Annotated in this window: 24 protein-coding genes; 15 read left to right on the top strand and 9 right to left on the bottom strand. The window is 59.3% G+C overall.

What is annotated here, in order from left to right:
• Positions 1–7: 7 nt before the first annotated feature.
• Positions 8–349: an antibiotic biosynthesis monooxygenase gene (locus tag Q4D83_RS09905; protein WP_303175153.1), complete on the top strand. Its 342-nt coding sequence runs from the start codon at positions 8–10 to the stop codon at positions 347–349.
• Complete coding sequence (locus tag Q4D83_RS09900) at positions 330–1,367, top strand: sialidase family protein (protein WP_303175152.1); 1,038 nt, start codon at positions 330–332, stop codon at positions 1,365–1,367. Before Q4D83_RS09905 ends, Q4D83_RS09900 begins: the two co-directional genes overlap by 20 nt.
• On the opposite strand, the gene Q4D83_RS09895 is transcribed toward Q4D83_RS09900, so the two are convergent.
• From Q4D83_RS09895 to Q4D83_RS09880, 4 genes are read right to left on the bottom strand one after another with little or no spacing between them, the layout of a single operon-like run.
• A complete protein-coding gene (locus tag Q4D83_RS09895; RefSeq protein ID WP_303175151.1) occupies positions 1,364–1,882 on the bottom strand; it encodes a hypothetical protein in 519 nt (172 codons plus the stop codon). The genes Q4D83_RS09900 and Q4D83_RS09895 overlap by 4 nt on opposite strands.
• 9 nt (positions 1,883–1,891) lie before the next feature.
• The gene (locus Q4D83_RS09890; RefSeq protein WP_303175150.1) at positions 1,892–2,539 is read right to left on the bottom strand and encodes an SDR family oxidoreductase; all 648 of its coding nucleotides are present in this window, start codon (positions 2,537–2,539) and stop codon (positions 1,892–1,894) included.
• A gap of 11 nt (positions 2,540–2,550) precedes the next feature.
• A complete protein-coding gene (locus Q4D83_RS09885) occupies positions 2,551–3,510 on the bottom strand; it encodes a universal stress protein (protein WP_303175149.1) in 960 nt (319 codons plus the stop codon).
• Between the two features lie 26 nt (positions 3,511–3,536).
• Positions 3,537–4,001, bottom strand: a complete 465-nt coding sequence (locus tag Q4D83_RS09880) for a MarR family winged helix-turn-helix transcriptional regulator (RefSeq protein WP_303175148.1) — start codon at positions 3,999–4,001, stop codon at positions 3,537–3,539.
• A 290-nt stretch (positions 4,002–4,291) separates the two neighbouring features.
• On the opposite strand from Q4D83_RS09880, the gene Q4D83_RS09875 reads away from it, so the two are divergent.
• The 9 genes from Q4D83_RS09875 (at position 4,292) to Q4D83_RS09835 (ending at position 12,411) form a co-directional block, all read left to right on the top strand.
• Positions 4,292–4,654 carry a DUF5318 family protein gene (locus Q4D83_RS09875; RefSeq protein ID WP_303175147.1) on the top strand — a complete coding sequence of 121 codons (363 nt, stop codon included), beginning with the start codon at positions 4,292–4,294 and terminating at the stop codon, positions 4,652–4,654.
• Positions 4,655–4,792: 138 nt separating this feature from the next.
• Positions 4,793–6,868: a transglycosylase domain-containing protein gene (locus Q4D83_RS09870; RefSeq protein WP_303175357.1), complete on the top strand. Its 2,076-nt coding sequence runs from the start codon at positions 4,793–4,795 to the stop codon at positions 6,866–6,868.
• A 71-nt stretch (positions 6,869–6,939) separates the two neighbouring features.
• Entirely contained in the window at positions 6,940–8,409 is a 1,470-nt protein-coding gene (locus Q4D83_RS09865) for a glycosyltransferase family 87 protein (protein WP_303175146.1), read from the top strand.
• Positions 8,409–8,603 carry a hypothetical protein gene (locus tag Q4D83_RS09860; protein WP_303175145.1) on the top strand — a complete coding sequence of 65 codons (195 nt, stop codon included), beginning with the start codon at positions 8,409–8,411 and terminating at the stop codon, positions 8,601–8,603. The genes Q4D83_RS09865 and Q4D83_RS09860 overlap by 1 nt, the downstream gene beginning before the upstream one ends.
• A 108-nt stretch (positions 8,604–8,711) precedes the next feature.
• On the top strand, positions 8,712–8,999 hold the full coding sequence (rpsF, locus tag Q4D83_RS09855; protein ID WP_303175144.1) for a 30S ribosomal protein S6: 288 nt from the start codon (positions 8,712–8,714) through the stop codon (positions 8,997–8,999).
• A gap of 109 nt (positions 9,000–9,108) precedes the next feature.
• Positions 9,109–9,684: a single-stranded DNA-binding protein gene (locus tag Q4D83_RS09850; protein ID WP_303175143.1), complete on the top strand. Its 576-nt coding sequence runs from the start codon at positions 9,109–9,111 to the stop codon at positions 9,682–9,684.
• A 98-nt stretch (positions 9,685–9,782) separates the two neighbouring features.
• Positions 9,783–10,235, top strand: a complete 453-nt coding sequence (gene rplI / locus Q4D83_RS09845; protein ID WP_303175142.1) for a 50S ribosomal protein L9 — start codon at positions 9,783–9,785, stop codon at positions 10,233–10,235.
• A gap of 425 nt (positions 10,236–10,660) precedes the next feature.
• Positions 10,661–11,344: a response regulator transcription factor gene (locus Q4D83_RS09840; RefSeq protein WP_303175141.1), complete on the top strand. Its 684-nt coding sequence runs from the start codon at positions 10,661–10,663 to the stop codon at positions 11,342–11,344.
• Positions 11,341–12,411 (top strand): cell wall metabolism sensor histidine kinase WalK, encoded by a 1,071-nt coding sequence (locus Q4D83_RS09835; protein WP_303175140.1) that lies wholly within the window; start codon positions 11,341–11,343, stop codon positions 12,409–12,411. The genes Q4D83_RS09840 and Q4D83_RS09835 overlap by 4 nt, the downstream gene beginning before the upstream one ends.
• On the opposite strand, the gene Q4D83_RS09830 is transcribed toward Q4D83_RS09835, so the two are convergent.
• Positions 12,408–13,127, bottom strand: coding sequence for a DUF2202 domain-containing protein (locus Q4D83_RS09830; RefSeq protein WP_303175139.1), 720 nt, complete (start codon positions 13,125–13,127; stop codon positions 12,408–12,410). The two genes, Q4D83_RS09835 and Q4D83_RS09830, sit on opposite strands and share 4 nt — an antisense overlap.
• Positions 13,128–13,338: 211 nt before the next feature.
• Between Q4D83_RS09830 and dnaB the strand changes: the two genes are divergently transcribed.
• Positions 13,339–14,841, top strand: a complete 1,503-nt coding sequence (gene dnaB / locus Q4D83_RS09825; RefSeq protein ID WP_303175138.1) for a replicative DNA helicase — start codon at positions 13,339–13,341, stop codon at positions 14,839–14,841.
• 3 nt (positions 14,842–14,844) lie between these two features.
• Here dnaB and Q4D83_RS09820 read toward each other — a convergent pair whose 3' ends face one another.
• The 3 genes from Q4D83_RS09820 to Q4D83_RS09810 all read right to left on the bottom strand — a co-directional run bounded on the left by Q4D83_RS09820 (position 14,845) and on the right by Q4D83_RS09810 (position 18,518).
• On the bottom strand, positions 14,845–15,993 hold the full coding sequence (locus tag Q4D83_RS09820; RefSeq protein WP_303175137.1) for an MFS transporter: 1,149 nt from the start codon (positions 15,991–15,993) through the stop codon (positions 14,845–14,847).
• A 96-nt stretch (positions 15,994–16,089) separates the two neighbouring features.
• Positions 16,090–18,222 (bottom strand): cation-translocating P-type ATPase, encoded by a 2,133-nt coding sequence (locus tag Q4D83_RS09815; protein WP_303175356.1) that lies wholly within the window; start codon positions 18,220–18,222, stop codon positions 16,090–16,092.
• Between the two features lie 92 nt (positions 18,223–18,314).
• Entirely contained in the window at positions 18,315–18,518 is a 204-nt protein-coding gene (locus tag Q4D83_RS09810; protein ID WP_303175136.1) for a heavy-metal-associated domain-containing protein, read from the bottom strand.
• Positions 18,519–18,636: 118 nt separating this feature from the next.
• Here Q4D83_RS09810 and trxA point away from each other — a divergent pair, with 118 nt between their 5' ends.
• Both trxA and Q4D83_RS09800 read left to right on the top strand, forming a co-directional pair.
• The gene (trxA, locus tag Q4D83_RS09805; protein WP_303175355.1) at positions 18,637–19,053 is read left to right on the top strand and encodes a thioredoxin; all 417 of its coding nucleotides are present in this window, start codon (positions 18,637–18,639) and stop codon (positions 19,051–19,053) included.
• 178 nt (positions 19,054–19,231) lie between these two features.
• On the top strand, positions 19,232–20,119 hold the full coding sequence (locus tag Q4D83_RS09800) for a PspA/IM30 family protein (RefSeq protein WP_303175135.1): 888 nt from the start codon (positions 19,232–19,234) through the stop codon (positions 20,117–20,119).
• Here the strand turns inward: Q4D83_RS09800 and Q4D83_RS09795 are convergent.
• Positions 20,116–21,387, bottom strand: a complete 1,272-nt coding sequence (locus tag Q4D83_RS09795) for an NYN domain-containing protein (protein ID WP_303175134.1) — start codon at positions 21,385–21,387, stop codon at positions 20,116–20,118. The two genes, Q4D83_RS09800 and Q4D83_RS09795, sit on opposite strands and share 4 nt — an antisense overlap.
• Positions 21,388–21,739: 352 nt before the next feature.
• On the opposite strand from Q4D83_RS09795, the gene Q4D83_RS09790 reads away from it, so the two are divergent.
• Positions 21,740–22,114 carry a GntR family transcriptional regulator gene (locus Q4D83_RS09790; protein ID WP_303175133.1) on the top strand — a complete coding sequence of 125 codons (375 nt, stop codon included), beginning with the start codon at positions 21,740–21,742 and terminating at the stop codon, positions 22,112–22,114.
• Positions 22,115–22,272 lie beyond the last annotated feature (158 nt).

Here is a 22,272-nt window from a genome sequence, read left to right as displayed (position 1 = left end):
AAGTCGCATGAGTATTGTGAAAATCAACGCCCTGACCGTTCCCGAAGGCCACGGAGAGGAACTTGAACAACGATTCGCCGCCCGTAAACACGTGGTGGACGACGCTCCCGGTTTCGAAGGCTTCCAATTACTGCGCCCAATCGCTGGCGAGAGCCGCTACTTTGTGGTGACCCAATGGGCAGACGAAGCGTCCTATGTTGCGTGGCGCGATGGGGATGCACGCAAGGCTTCCAAGGAAAACTCCCCCGCACATGGGGGCGAAAAGAAGCCGGTGGCACAAAAGGCCGAATTGCTGGAGTTTGAGGTGGTCCTCGGATCCGCACCGCAGGATGCTGACGTTGCGCCTTGAGGCGGATCGCCTGTTGCTTGACCCCCGCGACGTCGATACGCTCGTGCCGGGCGTTGTGGAGGTGCGCGCCCCAGCGATTACGCAGGTGGGTGGGCGGATCCTCGTAGCGTGCGATGCGCGCACTACACCCGTACATACCGATTGGGAGCGCATCGGCGGCGCAATGGCCGCGGACCTGCCGAACCCGAATTCGCTGCTCCTGCTCCGCGACGGAGAACCGGAAGTGTTGCGGCGCGGGGTGCTCGAACCCCAAACCGGTTTCTCCGACCCCTCCTTCGTTTCCGACGGCGAGCGCGTGGTGCTGTTCCATGCTCGGAGTGCCGACGTTGGTTTCTTTGGGTCAGTGCCGTGGCGCGACGATGCTGCCCGTGACACCCTCCATGTTGAGCTTGGCGTTTCCGATGACTTCGGCGCAACCTGGGAGTTTTCCACCATTACCGGGGACGTGGCGGTTGAGTATGCGGGGGTGTTTGCCACCAGTGGCCATGGGATTGTCGTCGACGACGTGTGGTTGCAACCTGCGGTGGCGCGCTGTGCAGACGGTTCCACGCGGCACGTAACCTGGCGCAGCACCGACCGTGGGCGCAGCTGGTGTCCTGGCCAACCATGCGGAAGCGATTGCGACGAATCTGCGATCGAAACAGTTGGTGAATCATTGGTTATGTCGGCGCGTTCAACGACCGCGTACCGCAGTGGTCGCCTCGGGCGCTGGTGGAGTACCTCGCGTGACCTTGGGCGAAGCTGGGAGCCGGTGCGGTGGGCGTCGATACCCGCGGCGGCAGCTTGCAACGCCACGCTCGTGCACGCACCCTGCGGATTGCTGCTGGTTTATGCGGCGCAGGGGCGCATCGGCGGGCGCATAGCTGTCCACCGGCGAGGCGGCTGGCAGGAGTTTGCGGAACTCGGGCCGGATGAGCCATTCGGGTATGCGGACGCGTTGTGGCACGGCGAACACCTGCACATCGTGTACGAATCCGCAGGTAGCCTGCGCTATGCGCTGTTCAGCGTGCCCAGCTAACGCTGGCCAATGATCAACATGGTGCCAAAGCCAGTCATCCAACCCAGCGTGAACGGCATGAGGAACCAAATGATTGCTAGCCATGGCCGCCAACGCTGGTAGGAACGCCACTTTGCGTAGGTAATCCAGGCGGCAAGGATGGTTCCAAGCAGTGCGATAGCCCCTGGGACCAGCGGGAATAGGATTTCATATTGGCGGCTGCAGATCCAATCGGAAATGCCAGCGTCGCATAGCGGGCCGCCGGTGGTGCGGGAAATAATCGCAATGATAAACGCAGTGAGAAACGTCAACGCCGGCACAGCAACCGCGAAGCTGATTGCCTGGCGGGTGGAATCAACATTGCGTTCCAACCGCACCAACGGGTCGTCTGGGTCTGCTGAATTGGGCGGTGGCTCCTCCCCCGGCTCTCTCCCCGTGGGATCTTCGATGGCACGACGGAGTTCCTCCGAAATCTCGAAGGCACCCGGAAGATCGTTTTCTGGATGGTTGGGGAAATGCTCTTGGGGGTCGTGCATACTTTGACTTTAATGGGTTCGCGGGCGAAGAATCACCTCGGTAGGCTCACAGTCATCGGGGGTAGTCAGGGCGTGCACCACCGCCGCCGCAACTGTGCTCGGCCGCAAGTATGCAGACGCATCGTATTCGCCTTGTTCCTGCTCAACCACGCGATGTTGCATCGGGGTATCAATGCGGCCTGGGTGAATGCTGGTGACGCGGATTGACGGTTCTTCCGCACGCAACGCGTCACACCAAGCGCGTGCGGCGAATTTACTTGCGGCATAGGCCCCCCAATTGGGGTTGGCGCGGAGACCGGCGCCGGAATTCAAATACACCACATGCCCAGCCGCGGAGCGCAACGCCGGCAACAGTCGATTTGTGAGTGCAACTGGGGCATGCAGATTGACCGCCATCGCCGTCAACCAATCCTCCGGTGGGGCATCTGCGACTCGGCCAAGGGTAGCCACCCCTGCGCAGTGCACGAGGGCGTCGAGATGTGTGCACGCCGGAGTGGTGTAATCAGCGCACAAATCCGCCTGCCACCAGGTCACCCCATCAAGCTCGCCGGGCTGGGTGCGGTAATGGGCGGTCACCTGCCAACCGGCGTCACGCAACTGGCGGGCAACCTCTAGGCCGACGCCGCCGCTGGCCCCAGAAACAAACGCATATCTCATGCCTGCCGAGGTTACCGTGATGCCGCCGGTTTAATCAGCATGGGAACTGGTGTATGGTGCAAAATCTCCGTAGTGGTGGAGCCGATAAACACCCGCTCAAAATGCCCCAGCGGGGTCGAACCCACATACAATAAGTCGCCCTTTTTCCATTTCAGGGAGTTCATCGCCTCAGACCACCCCTTGCCAGAGCCAATCTCCGTGGTTACGGAAAGCTGCGGGTGGCGCTCCAAGACGGCGTCGTGCACACGGTCGAGAAACGCCAAGGAATGCTCCCGCCACTCATGAGTCAGCTCGCTTTCCAAATCAAAATTCGGGCCAAGGTCCTCGGTTAGTTCCTCAGGGGCGAACGTGATCACACGAAGCGGAATGTGCCACAGGTGCGCGAGGTCCGCGGCGCTATTGATCAAGTCCGAGGCGTCGTCAGTATCCACGAATGCGCAGGTAATACGCGTCACCCCGCGCTTGGAAAGCTTCACCGAACGCGGCATTAACCCCAACGGACGCGGTGAAGAATGCAACATAGCGTCCGCCGTAGAACCCGCGCGAAAACGACCCTTCGGCGCACCCCCCTGTGAACCAAGCACCACCAAATGCGCGTCAAATGCCGTGGCAGCCTGAGTGAGCAATGCGGTCTCCGAAGTACCATCCAAAAACACGGAAACCTCGTCGTCCCAAAACTCCTTGGGCAAACCCGCAGCCGCCAACTCCTTCTTAATCGCCGCAGCGTAGCGGGCGGACTCCTTTTTCAACCACTTGCGGTACTTTTTGCCAAGCTTATTCAGCGATGTGGTCGGCCACGGGCGCGTAAACACTGTGACCGCGCGAACCCGAATCGGCGTGGTGCGCGCCAACCAAGCAGCAAACGAAATGGCCTCGGTGCCGGAATCCCCGTCACGCCACGCAATGAGAACCTTTAATGGCTCAGGTGCGCCAGCATCGTCAGGGGTGGTCGTTGAGTCCTTCTTGGGCATCGATCAGCCAAACCTCCGAGCTGATGTTAGTCCTTGGGCTCGTCCTTAAACGTTGCAGAAGCGTAATTCACTGCCAGTTGCTGAATGAGCGGCGCCAAGGCGCTGATGGTTTCCAGTTGTTCCGGCTCCAGTGTACTGAGCATCTCGGCGAGATAGCGCGTACGTTCCGCACCAACACGTTCTAACTCGGTGCGGCCTAGGGCCGTGAGTCTCACTCTCACTCCGCGGCGATCTGCCGTATCGCGCAATCGTTCGATCATTCCGCGCTGTTCGAGTTGATGGAGGGCGTTGGAAGCCGTAGGCATCCGGATACCTTCGCGGCGCGCCACCTCATTAATGCGGGAAGGGCCGTTTTCGGCGAGGCGCGTCATGATTGTGAGCTGTGGGCCGGTGAGATCAGATTGATCGGCGCGGCGGAAGTATGTCACATATAACTGTGTCAGGGATGGGCGGATAAGAGCGGCAATTTCCTCAGGCGAAGCATTCGACATGGCTTATATAGTACTCCTTAGCGCGCAACAATTACGTTAAACTCAATGCTTTTCCGAACTTTGTGTTGAGAAAAAGTCGAGGTCATGGCTACAAGCTTGCAATTTTGCGAGACCAAAAAATTTTCCAGCTGCAGCCGATGTGCTTCAAATACAATAGCGAACGTGTCGCTGGTGCGGAGAAGTGTGTTCTGGGGTGTCGCCAACACAAAGGTGTCCGTTCCCGCACACAAGGGTGTGCAGACACCAAAAGAATCAGTAGAGATGCTTGCTTTGGGCGTTAGACTGGCGGGGTGGTCGTATATCGTAACGAAGTAAGTCATCAGTGGGCGCGGCGTCGCCTGCTGGAGCAATGGCGTTCGGGTGCGGTACCAAAGGACGCTGTATGTGATGCGAGTTTCCTATTGGTTACGGCAGCCCGCTTTCACGGTCGCCCAGCGGGCCACGCTTGTCCTGTCTGTGCTGCTGACGAACTGCGGGTGGTGCTGTGGGTATTTGCGGATACCCTTGGGAAAGCATCAGGTACTGCCCGGAGCGAAGAGGAGATTGCTGCATTTACAGAGGCTGGGCACGACATCACAGTGCATACCGTGGAAGTCTGTCCGGAATGTAGATGGAATCATCTCGTTCGAGCCACAATGGCCTCGGCAGCATGAAACCGTGAGTGTGTTCCACTGGAAGGGACATGCGGGCAAACAGAAGCAAACAATGGAGTGGAACCCTAGGTGAACGAACAAAAACAGCAAAAGAGAAGGACCAGGACGCAGGCGAAAAAGTCCCGCCTCGGCCGAAATATTGGTATTTCGTTCCTGGTAGTGACGTTGGTGGCCATCTTGGGCCCCGTCGTCGCGTTTATGGTCGCTTATGTGACGGCGAAAGTGCCCAAGCCCGATGAGCTGGTAAATAAGCAGATTTCGTATATTTACGCCTCGGACGGGAGCACCGAGTTAGCTCGTGTGGTACCCCCAGAGGGTAACCGCCAGCAGGTGGAGTTTAACGACATTCCGAAGCATCTTCGAGACGCGGTGCTCGCCGCTGAGGACCGTGAATTCTATAGCAATGCCGGCTTTTCTATCTCTGGTTTCGGCCGCGCCGTGGTCGGCCAGCTCACCGGTAATGACAGTGCTGGCGGCGGTTCAACCATTACGCAGCAGTATGTGAAAAACGCTGTTGTTGGTAATGACCGCACGATGATGCGCAAGTTTAAGGAGCTTGTCTATTCGTCCAAGATGGCCAATGAGTGGTCCAAAGACGAGGTCCTCGCGGCGTATCTAAACACCATTTACTTTGGGCGCAATTCATATGGTGTTTCTGCGGCGGCGCAAGCTTATTACGGAAAGCCGCTCGGCGAAATTACCGTCTCGGAAGCCGCTTTCTTGGCGGGCGCAATTCAGCGGCCAAGTCAATTGGATCCGTGGATGAACCGCGAGGACGCCGAGGAGCGCTGGAACTACGTTCTGGACGGCATGGTGCAAACCGGCGCCATCACGCAACAGGAACGTAATGAACAGGTGTTCCCCGAAGTTGTTGACCCTGCACAAAACAGCGCTTACACCGAAGCGGCCGGCCCGAACGGGTTGATCAAAAACCAGGTGATCTCGGAACTCGCATCTCTAGGAATCTCGGAGACGGACGTGCAAACCCGAGGCCTTCGGGTGATCACCACCATCGATGCGACCGCGCAGGAAGGCGCGGTAGATGCGGTGCACAGCATCTTGCAGGGCGAGCCGGATAAGCTGCGCTCTGCGGTCGTGGCCATCGAACCGAATAGTGGTGCGGTGCGCGCCTATTATGGCGGCGAGGACGCCAACGGTTGGGATTTCGCGAACGCGGCCTTGCAGACCGGCTCCACATTTAAGGTGTTCGGTTTGGCGGCGGCACTCCAGCAGGGCATTCCGCTGTCCAAGCTGTATAGTTCCGCACCTGTGCAAACCGGCAACATTACTGTGACCAATGTTGAGGGCGTGGGCTGTGGCACCTGTGCAATTCAGGAAGCGCTGAAGCGTAGCCACAACACCAGCTTTATCCGCCTGCAGCAGGATTTGGAAAACGGCCCGCAGGATGTGGCGGACATGGCGCACGCGCTGGGCGTGGCTAAGTCGCTGCCGGGCATTCCGGAAACATTGTCCGAGGGTGGGGACGCCCCGTATGAGGGCATCATTCTCGGCCAGTACCAATCGCGCCCCACAGACATGGCGGCTGGTTTGGCGACCCTGGCTAATGAAGGCGTGTGGCACAAGGAGCACTTTGTGCAGAAGGTTGAAACCGCCGGTGGCGAGGTGCTTTATGAGCACAGTGATTCTGACGGGGAGCGTCGCGTGTCTGCCAATGTTGCCAACAACGTGATGGCCGCCATGCTGCCGATCGCCGCGTACTCCAACGGTAACGTGCTTGCGGGCGGGCGTCAGTCTGCCGCGAAGACGGGTACCACGCAGCTGGGCGACACGGGCCAAAATAAGGACGCCTGGATGATTGGCGCCACCCCGCAATTGGCGACGGCCGTCTGGGTCGGCACCGAAGACAACTCACCGCTCACCAACGCCTGGGGAGCTTCCATTTATGGTTCCGGTTTGCCCGCCCAAATCTGGAAATCCACAATGGACACCGCGTTGTCCGGCAAGGACTATGAGAGCTTCAATGCGCCCTCCGGCGACCTCGGCTACAGTCCGAACCCGCAGGTCGTAGCCCCGACGCAAAGTCAAAACAGCAACAATGCGCCGGCGACCAGTGCCAATCAGGTTCCCGAAACCAGCGACCAACTCGTGCCCATGCCAGAGCTGCCGGAGCTTCCGCAAGCCCCAGACGCGCCGGAGCCGGTTGAAATCGCCCCGGGGATCCGCGTGCCGAACATCTTCGGGCCGCAGCAATAGCCCCCTCCCTTCCCGCACCCAACCACCCGGGGTTCTGCTTCGCCCCGGGTGTTCGCCGTTAACGGAGTTCCATGAAAACTTCCAAGAACACGCAGATCTCCATCTTGGAGCGTGATGACCACCGCGTGCAGCCCGGCCACACTGAACCAGCTGCGCAAAGTTTCGTGGAATTCCTCGGCGGGCCGATGGGGCGCTTTGCTGCCGTCGGCCGCGCCCGCGTGCTCACGCCGCAACGCTCGCTGATCATTACCGCGCTGCTTTTCCTAGGCACCGGGTTTTTCACTAAAGCCAATTGCATGGTGGGGCAGCGCGTGGAGTGGGGCGTGCAGCTGGACTGGTCAGGGCGCCGACAATACCTTTCCGCTTGTTATAACGACATTGTGCCGCTGTACGGGGCGGAAGGCCTCGACCAGGGCGCAATCCCCTATTTCTACTCCTGGGTGGAAGACGGCATCGTGCGCTTCATGGAATACCCCGTCTTGGCGGGCCTGTTCCAATGGGTCAACGCGACACTTACTCGCTATAGCTACCCGCTGCTGGACCGCATCGCCTCGGGGCATACTCTGCCCGAAGCCGGCCTGTACTTCATCATCACTGCGTTGGCGCTCACCACCTTTTGGATCGCCGCGGTAGTGATGGTGCGCGAACTTACCGGGAACCGCGTGTGGGACACCGTTCTCATGGCAGCGTCCCCACTGGTGTCCGTGCACGCTTTTACGAACTTTGACACCCCCTCCATTGCGCTCGCCGTGGCAGCGATGCTGGCGGTAAAACGAGGCAAACTGTGGCGCGCCGGCGTGTGGATCGGCCTCGGGTGTGCCTTTAAACTTTGGCCGGTGTTCCTGCTCGGCGCCTACCTTGCGCTAGCACTGCGCTACCGCAGGCTGGGGGCATGGCTGCGGATGCTCGCCGCGGCAACGCTTGCGTGGCTGGTGGTGAATGTGCCGCTCATAGTGCTGGCGCCGGCAGGCTGGGCGGAGTTTTTCCGCCTCAATCAACGCCGCAGCTGGGAAGGCACCACGGTGTACGCCGTGGTATCCCGCATCACCGGCTGGCAGGGTTTCGATGCCCCCGGCAGCTCTGCGATTCTCAACGCCGTGAGTCTCGCCTTGTTCGTGTTCTGCTGCGTGCTTGTGCTGTATGTGGGATTGAAAAGCCCGAAGCAGCCGCGCGTTGCGGAGCTGGCCATGCTGATCGTGGTGGCGTTCCTGATGACCAACAAGGTGTGGAGCCCCCAATACTCCCTGTGGTTGGTGCCGCTGGTGGTGTTGGCGATACCGCGGTGGCGTCTCGTGTGGTGCTGGATGTGCGCGGAGGCTGCTGTGTGGCCAATTCTGATGTGGCATATGCTGGGCCTTGAAGATAAAGGCATTAACCACGAGCTTCTCGACGCCGTGATTCTCATCCGCGGCGGTTTACTCCTGACGTTGACGGTACTGGTGCTGCGACAATTGTGGCACCGGAGCGCGGACCCAGTGCTGGAAGCCCATGGGGGCCAAGACCCGCTCGCGGGACCGTTTACACCTAGGAGCAGCAACTAATGTCCAACACGGCCATGATCATCACGATGGCGAGCGTTTTTCTAGGATTTTTGTGTTTCGGGGGATCCTTTGCCAGCTTCATGTACAAAAAGCGCCCGGCGCAGATTTGGGGGCTGTTCGTGGCGGCGATTGTGTTGATCACCGTGATCCCCGTGACCATCGCGGTGTTTTGGGCAACAATATTTTTGTCTTAAGCGGTTGTGGGGTACCTTTGAGGGGTTGCTGACGCAACGACCCTCCTGCCACGCCATCGGGGCGTGGCCGAACACAACATTTTGAGACCATAGGAGGTGATGAGGTCCGTGCGTCAATACGAAATTATGATCATCCTTGACCCCGCTCAGGATGAACGCACTGTAGCCCCGTCCCTAGACAAGTTCCTCGACGTTGTCCGCAAGGAGAACGGCACCGTGGAAAAAGTTGATATCTGGGGGAAGCGCACGCTGAGCTATCCCATTCAGAAGAAAGACGAAGGCATTTACGCCGTCGTCGATCTCAAGTGCGAGTCCGCCACCGTGCTCGAACTTGACCGTCTGCTCAACCTGAGCGACGACGTTCTTCGCACCAAGGTGCTGCGCAGCGACCGCTAATCAGCGACACAGCGGCAACAGTAGTACTAGTATCGCTTTTGCCTTGTGAAAACACTGCATCCACAAAGCTTGAGCTGAACAACGTCGCACAGAAAGGCAGCATCACATCATGGCACAGGGAGACACCCAAATCACGGTTGTTGGCAACCTCGTTGCTGACCCAGAACTTCGCTTCACCCCCAACGGGGCGGCTGTGGCGAACTTCCGAATCGCTTCTACCCCACGCCGTTTCAACCGGCAAACAAGTCAGTGGGAAGACGGCGAGGCCATGTACCTGACCTGCAATGTGTGGCGGCAAGCAGCCGAAAACGTCGCAGAAACCCTGACTAAGGGAACGCGCGTGATCGTTTACGGCAGGTTGCGGCAGCGCTCATTTGAAACCCGCGAGGGTGAGCGCCGCAGCGTCTTCGAGATCGAAGTTGATGAGGTTGGTCCCTCCTTGAGCTTTGCCACCGCCCAGGTTAACCGCGTGTCTCGCGGCAGCCAGGGTGGCTACGGCGGCAATCAAGGCGGCCAGCAAGGCGGTGCCCCGGCTGCCCAGCAGCAGCCTGCACCGCAGCAACACCAAGGCGGCTTCGGCGGTTTTGGTGGTGGCGGCAACGCTGCGCCTGCTGACAATGATCCGTGGAACTCTGCACCTGCAGCTGGTGGATACGGTCCTGCGAACGACGAACCCCCATTCTAATTCGGTGTGAGGCGCGTTCCTCACCCCAGATCAACTGTTAGTTTCCCCGCGCACTTGGATGCCAAGCAGCGCGGTATGTACAACGAAAGGCAGGGATCATGAAGCTGATCCTCACCGCCGCCGTTGACAATCTCGGTGTCCCCGGCGACATCGTCGAGGTCAAGGCCGGCTATGGACGTAACTATCTGCTTCCCCGCGGCCTCGCCATTGTGGCAACCCGCGGCGCGGAAAAGCAGATCGAGGCGATCACGCGCGCACAAAAAGCCCGCGAAATCCGCGACCTTGACCACGCTCGTGAAGTAAAGGCACAACTCGAGGCCCTGGAAGGCGTCACCATTGCGGTGCGCTCTGCCGATAGCGGCAAGCTGTTTGGCTCCGTCAAAGCTGACGACGTCGCAGCAGCCGTGAAGAAGGCCGGCGGTCCCGCCCTGGACAAGCGTTCCATTGAGTTGCCAAAAGCTCACGTGAAGAGCACCGGCAAGTACCAAGTCAACGTTCAACTGCATGACAATATCGCAGCCACGGTGAACTTTGAGGTCGTCGCCGCGTAACAACGCGTAACGACGGCGGCTAACAACGGTTAGCCCAACGACAACAGCACACGTGCGGCCCCAGTCCACACACCCCGAACAGCAATGGGGATTGTGGTTGGGGCCGCATGTGATTTCCGGGGTCCCGGGGGCACGAAAATCGCGTGAACTGGACGTTTTTCACACATGTTTCACATGTGACTGTGGATAACAGTGATAAAGGTGTGAAAACAGCAGGTCAGCGCGGGTTTTTGGGGGTCGGTTTCAGACTGTTTTTCACACCCTATCCACATAGTTATCCACAGGCTGGCCAGCGCATGTGAATGTTTGTGCAAAGCCTGTGGATAACTCTGAAACACTGTGGATAAAATGTTCGCAAAGTGTTATCCGACAGATGCGGATCTGATGTAATCTCGCGTCGTACGAGTGCTGTTTAATGGTTTCGTATGGACCGCATTTTGGTTGTTGATGATGAGCCAGGCATCCGCGACGTGCTCATCGCCTACCTACAGCAAGAAAACTTTCAAGTACAGCAAGCCGCCACCGGTGAACAAGCGCTCGAAAAAGTGACGGAATTCTCACCGGAGCTTGTGTTGCTTGACATCGGCCTGCCGGACGTCGATGGCTTGGAAGTGCTGCGGAGGATTCGCGCGGCGTCGTCAGCCTACGTAATTTTGGTCACAGCTCGCGCGGATGAGACAGACGTGCTTGTGGGGCTGGGGGTCGGCGCGGACGACTATATTACGAAGCCCTTCAGTCCTCGCGAGGTTATCGCCCGCGTGAAGGCGGTCCTGCGTCGCAATCGACCACCAGTTCCTCTGCGAGACGATGCGGAACTCGTCCGCGTGGACACGATCCGCCGCGAAGTATTCTGCGAAGGCAAACCGGTCAAACTCAGCGCCCTCGATTTCGACCTGCTGTCCGCCCTGGTTGGCTCCCCCGGTCGCGTGTTTTCCCGCGCACAATTGCTGGAATCTGTGTGGGGCTTCGACTTTTTCGGCGACGAACGCGTAGTCGATGTGCACATCCGCACGATCCGCCAAATGCTTGGCGACGACGCGGCCAACCCCCGCATCATCGCTACCGTACGTGGCGTTGGCTACAAATACATCGGCGGCGATTCCCGATGAAACTTTCAATGCGGCTCATTATCTCCCACCTTGTCGTCGTGGCATTTGGGGCGTTAGTCACTTTTAGCGTGGTTTTCTCCTTTGCCCCCGCCGACTTCGACCGGCGGATTCCGCCTGGACGCTCCGAACAACCCGAGGTGCACGCGGTCCGGGAACACTTCATTGGAGCTGTCACGGACACGCTGTTCATGGGCACCGCAATCGGTGTGGTCCTCGCGGCCTTCCTTGGCATTATCCTCGCCCGGCAACTCCTCCGGCCCCTCCAAACCGTCAGCGCGGCGGCCGGCGCCATGGCAGCCGGGGATTACGGTTACCGCGTCGATGTTCCGAACGAGCCCGAGCTGGCAATCCTAGCCCAAGACATCAATGCGCTTGGAGAGGCTCTCGCCGAAGTGGAAGCCACTCGCATGCGCCTGATCGGCGAAGTAGCCCACGAATTGCGCACCCCCCTCACTATTATCGACGGCAACGTCGAGGGAATGATCGACGGTGTGGTGGCCGCCGACCCAGAACACTTGAGCCTTATCAGCGCTGAAGTGCGCCGTCTTCGCAGACTGAGCGACGACCTCACCGCACTATCCCGCGCCCAAGAGGGGCGCATCAACATCAACCTCGAAACAGTACCCCTCGATCCCCTGACCACTACCCTGCTCGCTCGTTTCGCCGTGCAAGCCGAAGACGCCGGTATCACTCTGGAACGACGCGGAACATTCCCCACTGTCGTCGCCGACCCCGATCGCGTCACTCAAGTACTCACTAACGTCATTGGCAACGCGCTCCGCGCCACCCCGCCCGGTGGCACAATCACGGTTGCCGGCGAATTTGCGGGCAATGTAGCGCGCATCCACATCCACGACACTGGAATTGGCATCGCGTCCGAAGAACTTCCCCGTATCTTTGAACGCTTTTATCGCAGTAACGGAACAACCCACTCCGAAGGATCCGGAGTGGGACTCACCATCGCCCGTCAACTCATGCGCGGCATGAACGGCGAGCTCAGTGCAACATCGGAGGGCCCGGGCAACGGTGCGACCTTCACCCTGGAACTCCCCGTTCGGAATACCTAGCTGCTCTGTTGTTCAGTGGGGGCATCTTCACATTCTTTGGCACGCTCGCCGCGACCATTGCGGGGGCCTTCATTTGTAACGGCCTCACCGTTAGCGGCCCGGGTAAATCGGTCGAGGTGGCCTTCTGCGTGGTCACGAATATGCTGCAGCGCCTCCTTTGCCTCTGCAACACGCGTGGACGCCAAGGCCTGATCGATGGCCTTAATGTTGTATTCCTCAACCTCGATGGCAACCTTGTACGCCTCATCCAGGGAAGACTGCGCTCGTTTCAGCAGTTCATCGTAGCGATTTTGGACATCCTCGTTCGCGTAGATGCCCGGTGTCAAACGGCCTTCACGGTCGCCTTCACTACGTTCATCTTTGTTGGGGCCTTCCTCGCCCTTGTCAGGGCCGCCCTCACCCCTGTCAGGGTCGTCCTTACCTTTGTGTTCGAAACCCGGTGCATCCTCGTACTGATCCTCGATCGCATGATAGAGATCCCGGCTCATACGAATTTGTTCATCCAACGGGGCGAGGCTCTCATCGGAAAGCAAGTCGAGTTTCGGGTCGCGGCGCTTTTCGTGGCAATGGTCGACCGCGGCGTCGTTACTCGGAGAGGAAGTGGTCGTGGATGTTTCCGAGGTGTTCACAGCGGCCGCAAGCACGGGGAATGACAATGCGCCAACAGCAACAGCACCTGCAGCAATCAACGCTGCTCGAGTACGTAAATTCTTCAACTTGAAGCTCCCTTCTTGGTGTACTTACTACTCAACACCCCGAATGTGAAGCATCAACGATGGCTAATGTGAAGATTGTGTGAAGCTCTTGCTGCCTGAACCCGGGCCGAGCAGATCCTCTCGTTGATCACGCTTCGTAGAGAACGTATGGTTATCGGTGGTGTTTCACCACATGGAGTGAGCCGCAACGATCCTACGAAGGAGCTGGTCAATGAGCGATTCCCGGAACTCCAGCTTCGACGACGCTTACCTCGCTCCCCCGCCGGCGAGCTATCCGTACGAAGAGTCGGCGAGCTTGTCGTTGTCGGTGCCCACATTCGCACGTGACGTGAGTGGCTCCCGGGCGCAGGTTTATGAGGCGGGCGGCGTGGCGGATTCGCAGAGCCGGGATTTTGGTCGGCAGCCGCCGCACGATAATGAGGCGGAGCAGGGTGTGCTTGGGGCCATGCTGATGAGTTCCGCAGCGATTACGGACATCATCGAGGAGCTCAACCCGGAGGATTTTTATCGCCCGGCGCATCAGCTGATTTACAAGGCGATGCTGGATTTGTTTAGCGATAATAAGGAAGTTGACCCGGTGTTGGTGGCGGGGCGGCTGGATCGCTATAACGAGTTGGAGCGCGTAGGCGGGGCGCCGTATTTGCATACGTTGGTGCATATTGTGCCCACGGCAGCCAACGCACGCTATTACGCGGAAATCGTCGCGGAAAAGGCCGTGCTTCGGCGGCTTGTCGACGCCGGGACACGCATCGTTCAGCTCGGATATGAGGGCACCGAGGGGGCCGAGGTTGAGGTCGTGGTGGATCGGGCGCAGCAGGAAGTATTTGCGATTGCCCAGAAGAATGTTTCTGAAGATTATGCTGTGCTCGCCGACATTTTGCAGCCGACCATGGATGAGCTGGATCAAATCGCGGCGGACGGTGGCCTGGCTACGGGTATCCCCACAGGGTTTGCGGATCTTGATCATTTGACAAATGGTTTCCACGGTGGGCAGATGATTATCGTGGCTGCTCGCCCTGGCGTGGGTAAGTCCACCATTGCCTTGGATTTCATGCGCGCGTGCTCGATTAAGCAACGCAAGACCTCGGTGATTTTCTCGCTGGAAATGTCAAAGGTGGAGATTATGTTCCGCCTGCTCTCTGCCGAATCCTCGGTGAAACTCTCGGATATGCGCGGCGGGCGGATGACTGACGAGGATTGGGCGATCCTCGCGAACAAGGCCGGCGAGATCGAAGACGCTCCCTTGTACATTGACGATTCGCCTAATCTCACCATGATGGAGATCCGTTCGAAGGCTAGGCGGTTGAAGCAGCAGCACGATTTGTCCATGATCGTGGTGGACTACCTGCAACTGATGAGTTCCGGCAAGCGGGTGGAATCACGCCAACAGGAAGTCTCCGAGTTTTCGCGACAACTGAAGCTCCTAGCAAAAGAACTTGACGTTCCGCTGGTGGCGATCTCGCAGCTGAACCGCGGCCCGGAATCTAGGACTGATAAAAAACCCCAGGTTGCAGACCTACGCGAATCCGGCTCCCTCGAGCAGGACGCCGATATCGTGATGTTGCTTTATCGGCCCGACTCCCAAGACCAAGACAGCGAACGCCTCGGCGAAGCCGACATCATTGTGGCGAAGCACCGTGGCGGGCCAATTGGTACCATTCCGGTGGCCCACCAGTTGCACTATTCTCGCTTTGTCGACATCGCCCGCGGCTAACCGCTAGGGTGCGGTGCGGCGCAGCACCCGCGTGACGGGAACGATGGAAAGCGCTGTGATCGCTGCTCCAGCGATCAGGCAGGTGGCGTAGCCGAACGCCGGGCCGATGATTGACATCACCAATGGCGCGAAAAAACCGACGTAGGTCAGCGAATAGAAAATGGCGATTAGTGCACCCAGTTCTTCCGGCGGGGCGATCTGCTCAACTTCCCGCAGCCCCGACACCATCATGGTCCCGTAGCTCGCCCCGAGCAGCATTGCGGTGGGGAGCAGCAGCCAGGGACTGTGGGACGTCGATACGCCGGCCCCGAGGAGCAGCCCAGCGGTGGCGGCACTTAAGCCAGCGATGGCGGGCGGGACGTAGCCGTTGCCGAGCCGGACGGCAAATGGCTGCACCGCAACCCCGGTGAGCATTGTGAGCGCCCCAATGAAACCGGTGTATGCAATGGGGGCGGGTGTGTGTGAGGCGACGAGGGACGTTAACGTGGCAAACGATATTGTGGCGGTGCCAAACACCCACGGTGCCCAAGCCGCAACCGCCCAAATAAAACGTGCGGATAACGCCGTTCTGGGGAGCAGTTTTCGCTGTTGGGTGACCACTACCGACGGTGCCTCGGCGTTCCACGTTAACGGTGTGACCAGTGCTAACAGAATCAGGTGCACCAAGAACGGCCAAATATCCGGATGCGGAACCCATTCCGCAATTGCGCCCCCGACGAGTGGGCCACCGCCAAAACCAGCGGAAAGGGCGACGGTGGCGCGGCGGGCGCCGGCCTGTGGGGAATCTGTAGAAACTTGCTTTAACCACGCGGCGCCAGCAGCCATCACCAGCCCTACGGCGATGCCGGCGATACAGCGCCCTACGGTGAGCAACCACTGCGGGCCTACTCCCCCACCAATAAGCACAATCGAACCCAGCGCCGAGCACACCAACGCCGGGCGGATGAGTGCCCGCCGACCTAGACGATCGGAAAGCGGGCCACCGATGAGGAGCGCGGGCACGAGCCCGGCAGCATAGATGGAGAAAATTAAGGTGACCTGTGTGGCGTTGAAACCCTCCAAACGTTGGTACACAGGCAGCAGCGGAGCAAAAACATTGGCTCCGAATGCGATTGCGAATAAGCCGAGCGCGACGCGGAGCCAAGTTGCCACGAACATACACCTCCGTGGGATGAAAAGGATTGAAGTGAGGTAAGGATAACGGCTAGCGTAACGCGGTTGGGGCGCAGCCCCCTAGATAGGGGCTCGTTAGGAAAAGCGACGAAGGCGCAGCGAGTTTGTCACCACAAACACGGATGAGGCGGCCATCGCCGCGCCGGCAAGCATCGGGTTGAGCAGCCCGAGCGCCGCCACGGGGATGAGCACCACATTGTAGGCGAACGCCCAAAACAGGTTGCCTTGAATGGTGCGCAGTGTGGCGCGGGACAAACGGATTGCTTTGCTCGCGGCTTGCAGGTCCTCCCGCATGAGGGTGATGTCGCTGGCCTCGATTGCTACGTCTGCACCAGCGCCCATGGCGAGGCCAAGGTCAGCTTGGGCGAGAGCTGCGGCGTCATTGACTCCGTCGCCAACCATGGCTACGCGCTTGCCCTGCGCCTGCAAGCTACGGACTTCCTCGACCTTGCCTTCGGGCAGCACGCCGGCGACAACTCGTTCTATTCCCACCTCATCGCCGATGGCGCGCGCGACGTGCTCACTATCCCCGGTCAGCAGGACAGGCGTCAGGCCTAAGGATTTAAACTCCGCGATTGCTTCCGCAGAGGTGTCTTTCACGGTGTCGCGCACCGCGATAAGACCCGCGAGTTCGCCGTCGACGCTCACTGCGACGGTGGTGGCAGCGTCGATACGTTCGGGCGAACGCCCTACCGAAACATTGTGCGTATCGACGACCCCGTGTACGCCGATTCCGGGCTCATTACGGAACTCCGTCACTGGGCGCGGCGTACCCGCGGCAGCGATTGCCCGCGCAATGGGGTGCTCGCTGGCGGCCTCCACGCTCGCCGCAAGATCAAGCACCTCCTGGGCGCTGAATCCTGCGGTAGGGCGCACGTCAGTAACGGTCATGATGCCGGTGGTCACCGTACCGGTTTTATCAAGGACGATCGTGTCCACGCGGCGCGTGGATTCCAGGATTTCGGGGCCCTTGATGAGTAAGCCCAATTGGGCGCCACGGCCAGAACCAACCAACAACGCGGTTGGCGTGGCTAACCCCAAGGCGCACGGGCAGGCGATGATGAGCACCGCTACAGCGGCGGCGAAAGCGTCGCTGGTGGGGCTGCCAAGCAGCAGGTGTCCTGCCAGCGTGAGCAGCGCCGTGGCGATGACAACAGGAACGAATACTTGGGCGATACGGTCGACGAGTCGCTGCACAGGGGCCTTACTGGCCTGCGCGTTGGTAACCAATTTCGTGATCTGTGCGAGCTTGGTATCCGCGCCGACGCGATCCGCGCGCACCACGAGGCGACCTGAAGTATTGAGCGTGGCCCCGGTGACGTGGGACCCCACGCCCACCTCCACCGGGACAGACTCCCCGGTAAGCATTGATTCATCCACCGCGGACACCCCGGCAACCACTTCCCCATCTGTGGCGATCTTCTCGCCGGGCCGCACCACAAAGAGGTCACCGACAGCGAGGGCGGAAATCGGACGCCGGGTTTCGCGGTCGTCGATAAGTACGGACACGTCTTTCGCGCCGAGGTCGAGCAATGCGCGCAATGCTTCTGAAGACTGCCCCTTCGCGCGGGCCTCAAACCAGCGGCCAAGTAGCAGAAACACGATCACCATGGTCGCGGTATCCAAGTAAATCTCGTGCAAACCGCCACCTGCGTGGGCAGTCAAACTGAAGTGCATGACCATGCCCTTCTCCCCTGCCCCGCCCACAAACAGCGCCAACAACGACCACGCAAACGCCGCCGACGTTCCCAATGAAATCAACGTGTCCATGGTGAACGCGCCGTGCCGCAGGTTTGTCCACGCCGCGCGGTGAAACGGCCAACCTCCCCACACGTACACCGGCGCACTGAGGGTCAGGGCCGCCCACTGCCAAAAGTCGAATTGCAATGCCGGAACCATGGACAACACCATCACCGGAATACCCAACAAGGCGGAAACGATTACGCGATGCTTTAACTCCGCAAGTTCCGCATCCCGAGTGTTTTCCGACGCCGTGGGCTCCGGTGGCGCGTCCTCGCGTGCGGGTTCAGCGGCAATATACGCGCCGTAACCCGTTTTTTTAATCGTGGACATAAGGTCCGCCGTGGAGACCGCCGCAGGGTCAAACGTCACGGAAGCGGTCTCGGTGGCGAAATTGACCGTGGCGGATACTCCAGCGAGCTTATTGAGCTTTCGCTCCACCCGTGAGGAACAGGAAGTGCAGGTCATTCCCGTAACCCCAATATCTACATGCTGAACTTCGGGGGCGGAAATGTTCACGCCTGCCTCCTTCCATACGGGCCTAAAATGGCAGCTAAGGCTTAGTTTACAACTTGGTAGCCGGCTTCCTCGACGGCCTCGCGCACGGCACTTTCGCTCACGCCCTCACCTGTGATGGTTACCGTACCCGCCGCCACGTCGACTGTGACACTGCTCACGCCGGGAATTTCGCTGATCTCGTCGTTTACCGCCTTGGCGCAGTGTTCGCAGGTCATGCCGGAAACTTTGTAGTGCTGTTCAGCCATGGGAATCAATCCTTCAATAACAGTCAAGTGGGAGGAATATGGGAAAACAATGAGCCGCAAGAAATCTTGCGGGAACATCCGTATTCTTTATACGGCGAGATCACGCTGGTGGCGAACCATCGGCTCGCGTAACACGCAAAGGAGAACAGCCGTTATGGCCACTATTGACATTACCGAAGAGACTTTCGAAGAAGTTGTATCCCAGGAAGGCATTGTCTTGCTGGATTGCTGGGCGTCTTGGTGCGGCCCGTGCCGGCAGTTCGGCCCGATCTTTGAAAAGGTATCCGAGGCGCACCCCGATAAGGTGTTTGCCAAGCTGGATACGGAAGCAAACCAAGGCATCGCCGCTGCGCTGCAAATCCAGTCCATCCCCACGCTGATGATCTTCCGCGACGGGATCATGGTGTACCGCGAGGCTGGTGCCCTACCGGCGCCCGCGCTTGAAGACCTTGTGTCGCAGGTAGCGGCCTTGGACATGGTAGATGTGCGCCGTCAGCTTGCCGAACATCAGCAGCAGCAACAGAACCAACAGTAGTGTCGGCGGAATCGTTACCTGCAACACAAACCCCACGTATTGAGGTGGGGTTTGTTGCGTTTTGGCAACCTTCTATTCAAATGTGATCGCGAACCCGTTGCTGCGTGGCGGATCCTGCGTAGGATGGTGACGGATTCAACACCCTACGCATTCCCCCACGAAAGGTGGTTTAGGTCACATGCCAAATCCGTTGAGCAAGGGTTGGAAATATCTCACCGCGTCTTTAGATCGCGCTATCGATGAAAACGCCGACCCGAAAGTACAGCTACAACAAGCGGCGGACGAGGCGAAGCGGCAGCACAAGTCCATCATGGATCACGCTGCCGTCCTGCTTGGCGATCGTAGACAGTGGGAACTAAAACTTCACCGGCTGCAAGAACAGCAGCAGAAGCTGGAGGGCCAAGCACGGAGCGCCATTTCGGCGGGAGACAACCAGGTTGCGGAGGCCTACGCCGCGCAGCTGGTAACCGTTGAGCAGCAGCTTGAGGACGCAAAGGCCATGCACGGACAAGCCGTTGCGGCCGCCGAAAAAGCGCAGCAAATGGCGAAGGAATCCGAGCTGCGGCTGCGCGAACAAATGGCGCAGCTGGACCAGCTGCGTGCGCAGGCCGACCAAGCTGCGATGCAGCAGGCCAGTGTGCAGGCAATGGGTAGCATGGATGAAGTGTTGGGCCGCGATCCCGACGCTAACGTGCCGACGCTTGACGCCGTGCGCGAAAAAATCGAACGCAGGTACGCCACCGCGTTGGGTGCGCAGGAACTCGCGGAGTCTTCTTCGGCCGATCGTATGGAAGAAATCGAATCCGGATATTCTGACATGCGTGCGAGCGCTCGGTTGGAGGAAATTCGCGCCCAGCTCGCCAGCGACAACGCGGGCCAGTTGACCGCCGGCAAGGGCGAACGCCAGATCGACGAGGCAGAACTTGACGAAGGTGAGCCTGACGGTGCCGCGCCTGCGGATGGTGCCGCTCAGCCGAACCCGACGCCGGTGTACACCGAGGTGAAGCGCGATCTTGGGGTGGAGGGAACCAGCCAAGACGGTGACGCTGAGCCCCCGACGCGTTAGGGATTTTTCCGCGAAGTGAGGTTGATGAGCACTCCGCGGATGCCGGAATGGAACCCATCCCGGAGGCTGACCCGCTGACTCTCAGAAAGCGTGTATTCGTGCAGGGTTTCGCATGCGAATTGCAGCAGCGGACGGTCAATTTCTGGGGGTAGGCCGCCGCCCGAAAGCAGGTGTGCATTGTCGCGTTGTTCGTTGGACGCGGCGTTTTCGTACCACCAGGACGCGTACTGTTGGCCGACGTCGAACGGAGTTTGAACTCCAGCGGAGGCCCATACCTCGTTCGGCAGCGGAACGTATCGGGAGCGTAGCTTTCGCCGCGGCGCCATCATCGATGGATTCGGCCGCGACGTGGTCTTCGGGACGGACGCCGGCGAGGGCTTCGCGGCCTCCACGGGTGCCTCGTTAAACTCCCTTGACGTGGGCGTTTGCCCGCTCTCTTCATTACTTCTCGACGCCGCGTCCTCACCCTCCTCGGGCAGCGTGCGCTGTATCGCGTCGTGCAGACCCGCCTCGACTGCAGAAAGCTCGTCTTCCTCTTCCGTTTCCACCGATACTGCTTCATGCGGGATCGGTTGGTAGTCAGTACTGGTAGTCGTTGTGGAGCTGACCACGAATCGCTGCCGTTCCGCTACCACTACCTGTGGTACTTGCGTGAGACCGACGTCTTCGATCGGTTCCGCATCACCTACAGGTTTTGGCCGGATCGTCGGTGGGAGTGGGCCCTCCAGCACCTGCAATTGCATACAGTCTGCGAAATCCTCCCGCGGGTCTAGGATTGTGGTGGAATCACAGGCGTGGCGCAGCGCGGACGACATGGAATCCCAGCCGAATCCATACAAGTGCACGCGAATACCCGCCGCCGTAGCCTCTTGCACGCCGGGGATCATGTCCGCATCACCCGAGACGAGTACGATGTCCGAGCAGGTTGCGCGCACGCCCGTCAAAACCATGTCCGCAACGAGGCGGGTATCCACAGCCTTTTGAGTGCGGCGCTCACCCCATTCGATGAGTTGACCCGCGCGCAGCTGCACGCCGTCGCAGGTGCGTAGTGCCCGTTGGTAACGGTGTGGCCCAGATTCGGGGATGCCGTCGTACCAGAGTTGCCGGTGAATCGGCTGCCCTAATTGTTCCTGGATCATGGAGCCCAGAACGTTGACTACTTCCGGAAGATCGATTTCTAATTGGGCGCGAGCTCCCGTTTCCCACGAGTTATAAAAGCTGGCCAGTAAGTAAGAGGTATCGACAAAGACAGTTGTGCGCTCAAGCATGGCTCCTAATTTCCGTTCATTAGCGAATTTAAGTCAGTTTGGGTACCAGTCTGCCCTACCGTGGGGGGTCGCGTCGAAGTAAGGTCACTGATCGTGGGGCATTCTCGATTTTGGAAATGGGTTGTGTGCTGGGGTAAGGGGAATGTGTAGTGGGGTTGAGAAAATTTGCTTCGCAGCTGGTATTACCCTCCGAGCTCGTCGCCTAAAAGCTCGCACACCGCATAGTTGTGCACGATGTATTAGGTTGCGTGCGGCACGATGATCCGGTTAGCTACCTAAGTAATGAACCGACGAACCTAGCTGCGGAGGCGCGCAATGGGCACGATCGAAAACGCAACACCGGAGGTGGACCGTGAGTGAAGCGACTGCACCGCTGTTTCGGCAGATCGCCACCCTGATTGAGGATGCAATCGCCGAGGAATCTCTCCGAGAGGGGGAACGCGCGCCGTCAACAAACGAGTTAGCGAATTTTCATAACATCAACCCCGCCACCGCGCGCCGAGGGTTGGGGCTGCTCGTTGCATCCGCCGTGCTGGAAAAGCGGCGAGGGGTGGGCATGTTTGTGGCGCAGGGGGCGAAAGAACGCATTGTGGTTCGGCGACGCGAAGAGTTTGCCGCGCTCTACCTCGCCCCGCTTATCGACGAAGCCGTCAAGTTGGACATGAGTCGAGCTGAATTACATTCTCTTGTCGAACGGGTGGCGGAAAGCCGCGGAATGTACCACTAGAAATATGCACTCTGACCAGCTGGTTTGTTGGTTTGTGGTGGGGTGTGTAGATTTAGTCGGGTCGCTGTGGCAGGGGCTGGAGTTTGGTTCTGGTTGTTGTTGTGGTTTGGCTGTGTTGTTTGAGAACTCGATAGTGTGTCGTTTTTGTTTTGTTGTTG

Source organism: Corynebacterium sp. (genome assembly GCF_030532715.1).
Classification (GTDB): Bacteria; Actinomycetota; Actinomycetes; order Mycobacteriales; family Mycobacteriaceae; genus Corynebacterium.
This window is presented reverse-complemented; position numbering and strand designations above follow the sequence as displayed.

What these genes read in the sequence shown, in the direction of transcription:
- Q4D83_RS09800 (WP_303175135.1), top strand. Translation starts at nt 19,232, where the DNA reads ATGCCAAATCCGTTGAGCAAGGGTTGGAAATATCTCACCGCGTCTTTA.
- dnaB (WP_303175138.1), top strand. Translation starts at nt 13,339, where the DNA reads ATGAGCGATTCCCGGAACTCCAGCTTCGACGACGCTTACCTCGCTCCC.
- Q4D83_RS09835 (WP_303175140.1), top strand. Translation starts at nt 11,341, where the DNA reads ATGAAACTTTCAATGCGGCTCATTATCTCCCACCTTGTCGTCGTGGCA.
- Q4D83_RS09815 (WP_303175356.1), bottom strand. Translation starts at nt 18,222, where the DNA reads ATGACCTGCACTTCCTGTTCCTCACGGGTGGAGCGAAAGCTCAATAAG.
- Q4D83_RS09810 (WP_303175136.1), bottom strand. Translation starts at nt 18,518, where the DNA reads ATGGCTGAACAGCACTACAAAGTTTCCGGCATGACCTGCGAACACTGC.
- Q4D83_RS09905 (WP_303175153.1), top strand. Translation starts at nt 8, where the DNA reads ATGAGTATTGTGAAAATCAACGCCCTGACCGTTCCCGAAGGCCACGGA.
- Q4D83_RS09795 (WP_303175134.1), bottom strand. Translation starts at nt 21,387, where the DNA reads ATGCTTGAGCGCACAACTGTCTTTGTCGATACCTCTTACTTACTGGCC.
- Q4D83_RS09880 (WP_303175148.1), bottom strand. Translation starts at nt 4,001, where the DNA reads ATGTCGAATGCTTCGCCTGAGGAAATTGCCGCTCTTATCCGCCCATCC.
- Q4D83_RS09885 (WP_303175149.1), bottom strand. Translation starts at nt 3,510, where the DNA reads ATGCCCAAGAAGGACTCAACGACCACCCCTGACGATGCTGGCGCACCT.
- rplI (WP_303175142.1), top strand. Translation starts at nt 9,783, where the DNA reads ATGAAGCTGATCCTCACCGCCGCCGTTGACAATCTCGGTGTCCCCGGC.
- Q4D83_RS09890 (WP_303175150.1), bottom strand. Translation starts at nt 2,539, where the DNA reads ATGAGATATGCGTTTGTTTCTGGGGCCAGCGGCGGCGTCGGCCTAGAG.
- Q4D83_RS09840 (WP_303175141.1), top strand. Translation starts at nt 10,661, where the DNA reads ATGGACCGCATTTTGGTTGTTGATGATGAGCCAGGCATCCGCGACGTG.
- Q4D83_RS09900 (WP_303175152.1), top strand. Translation starts at nt 330, where the DNA reads ATGCTGACGTTGCGCCTTGAGGCGGATCGCCTGTTGCTTGACCCCCGC.
- Q4D83_RS09865 (WP_303175146.1), top strand. Translation starts at nt 6,940, where the DNA reads ATGAAAACTTCCAAGAACACGCAGATCTCCATCTTGGAGCGTGATGAC.
- Q4D83_RS09850 (WP_303175143.1), top strand. Translation starts at nt 9,109, where the DNA reads ATGGCACAGGGAGACACCCAAATCACGGTTGTTGGCAACCTCGTTGCT.
- Q4D83_RS09895 (WP_303175151.1), bottom strand. Translation starts at nt 1,882, where the DNA reads ATGCACGACCCCCAAGAGCATTTCCCCAACCATCCAGAAAACGATCTT.
- Q4D83_RS09860 (WP_303175145.1), top strand. Translation starts at nt 8,409, where the DNA reads ATGTCCAACACGGCCATGATCATCACGATGGCGAGCGTTTTTCTAGGA.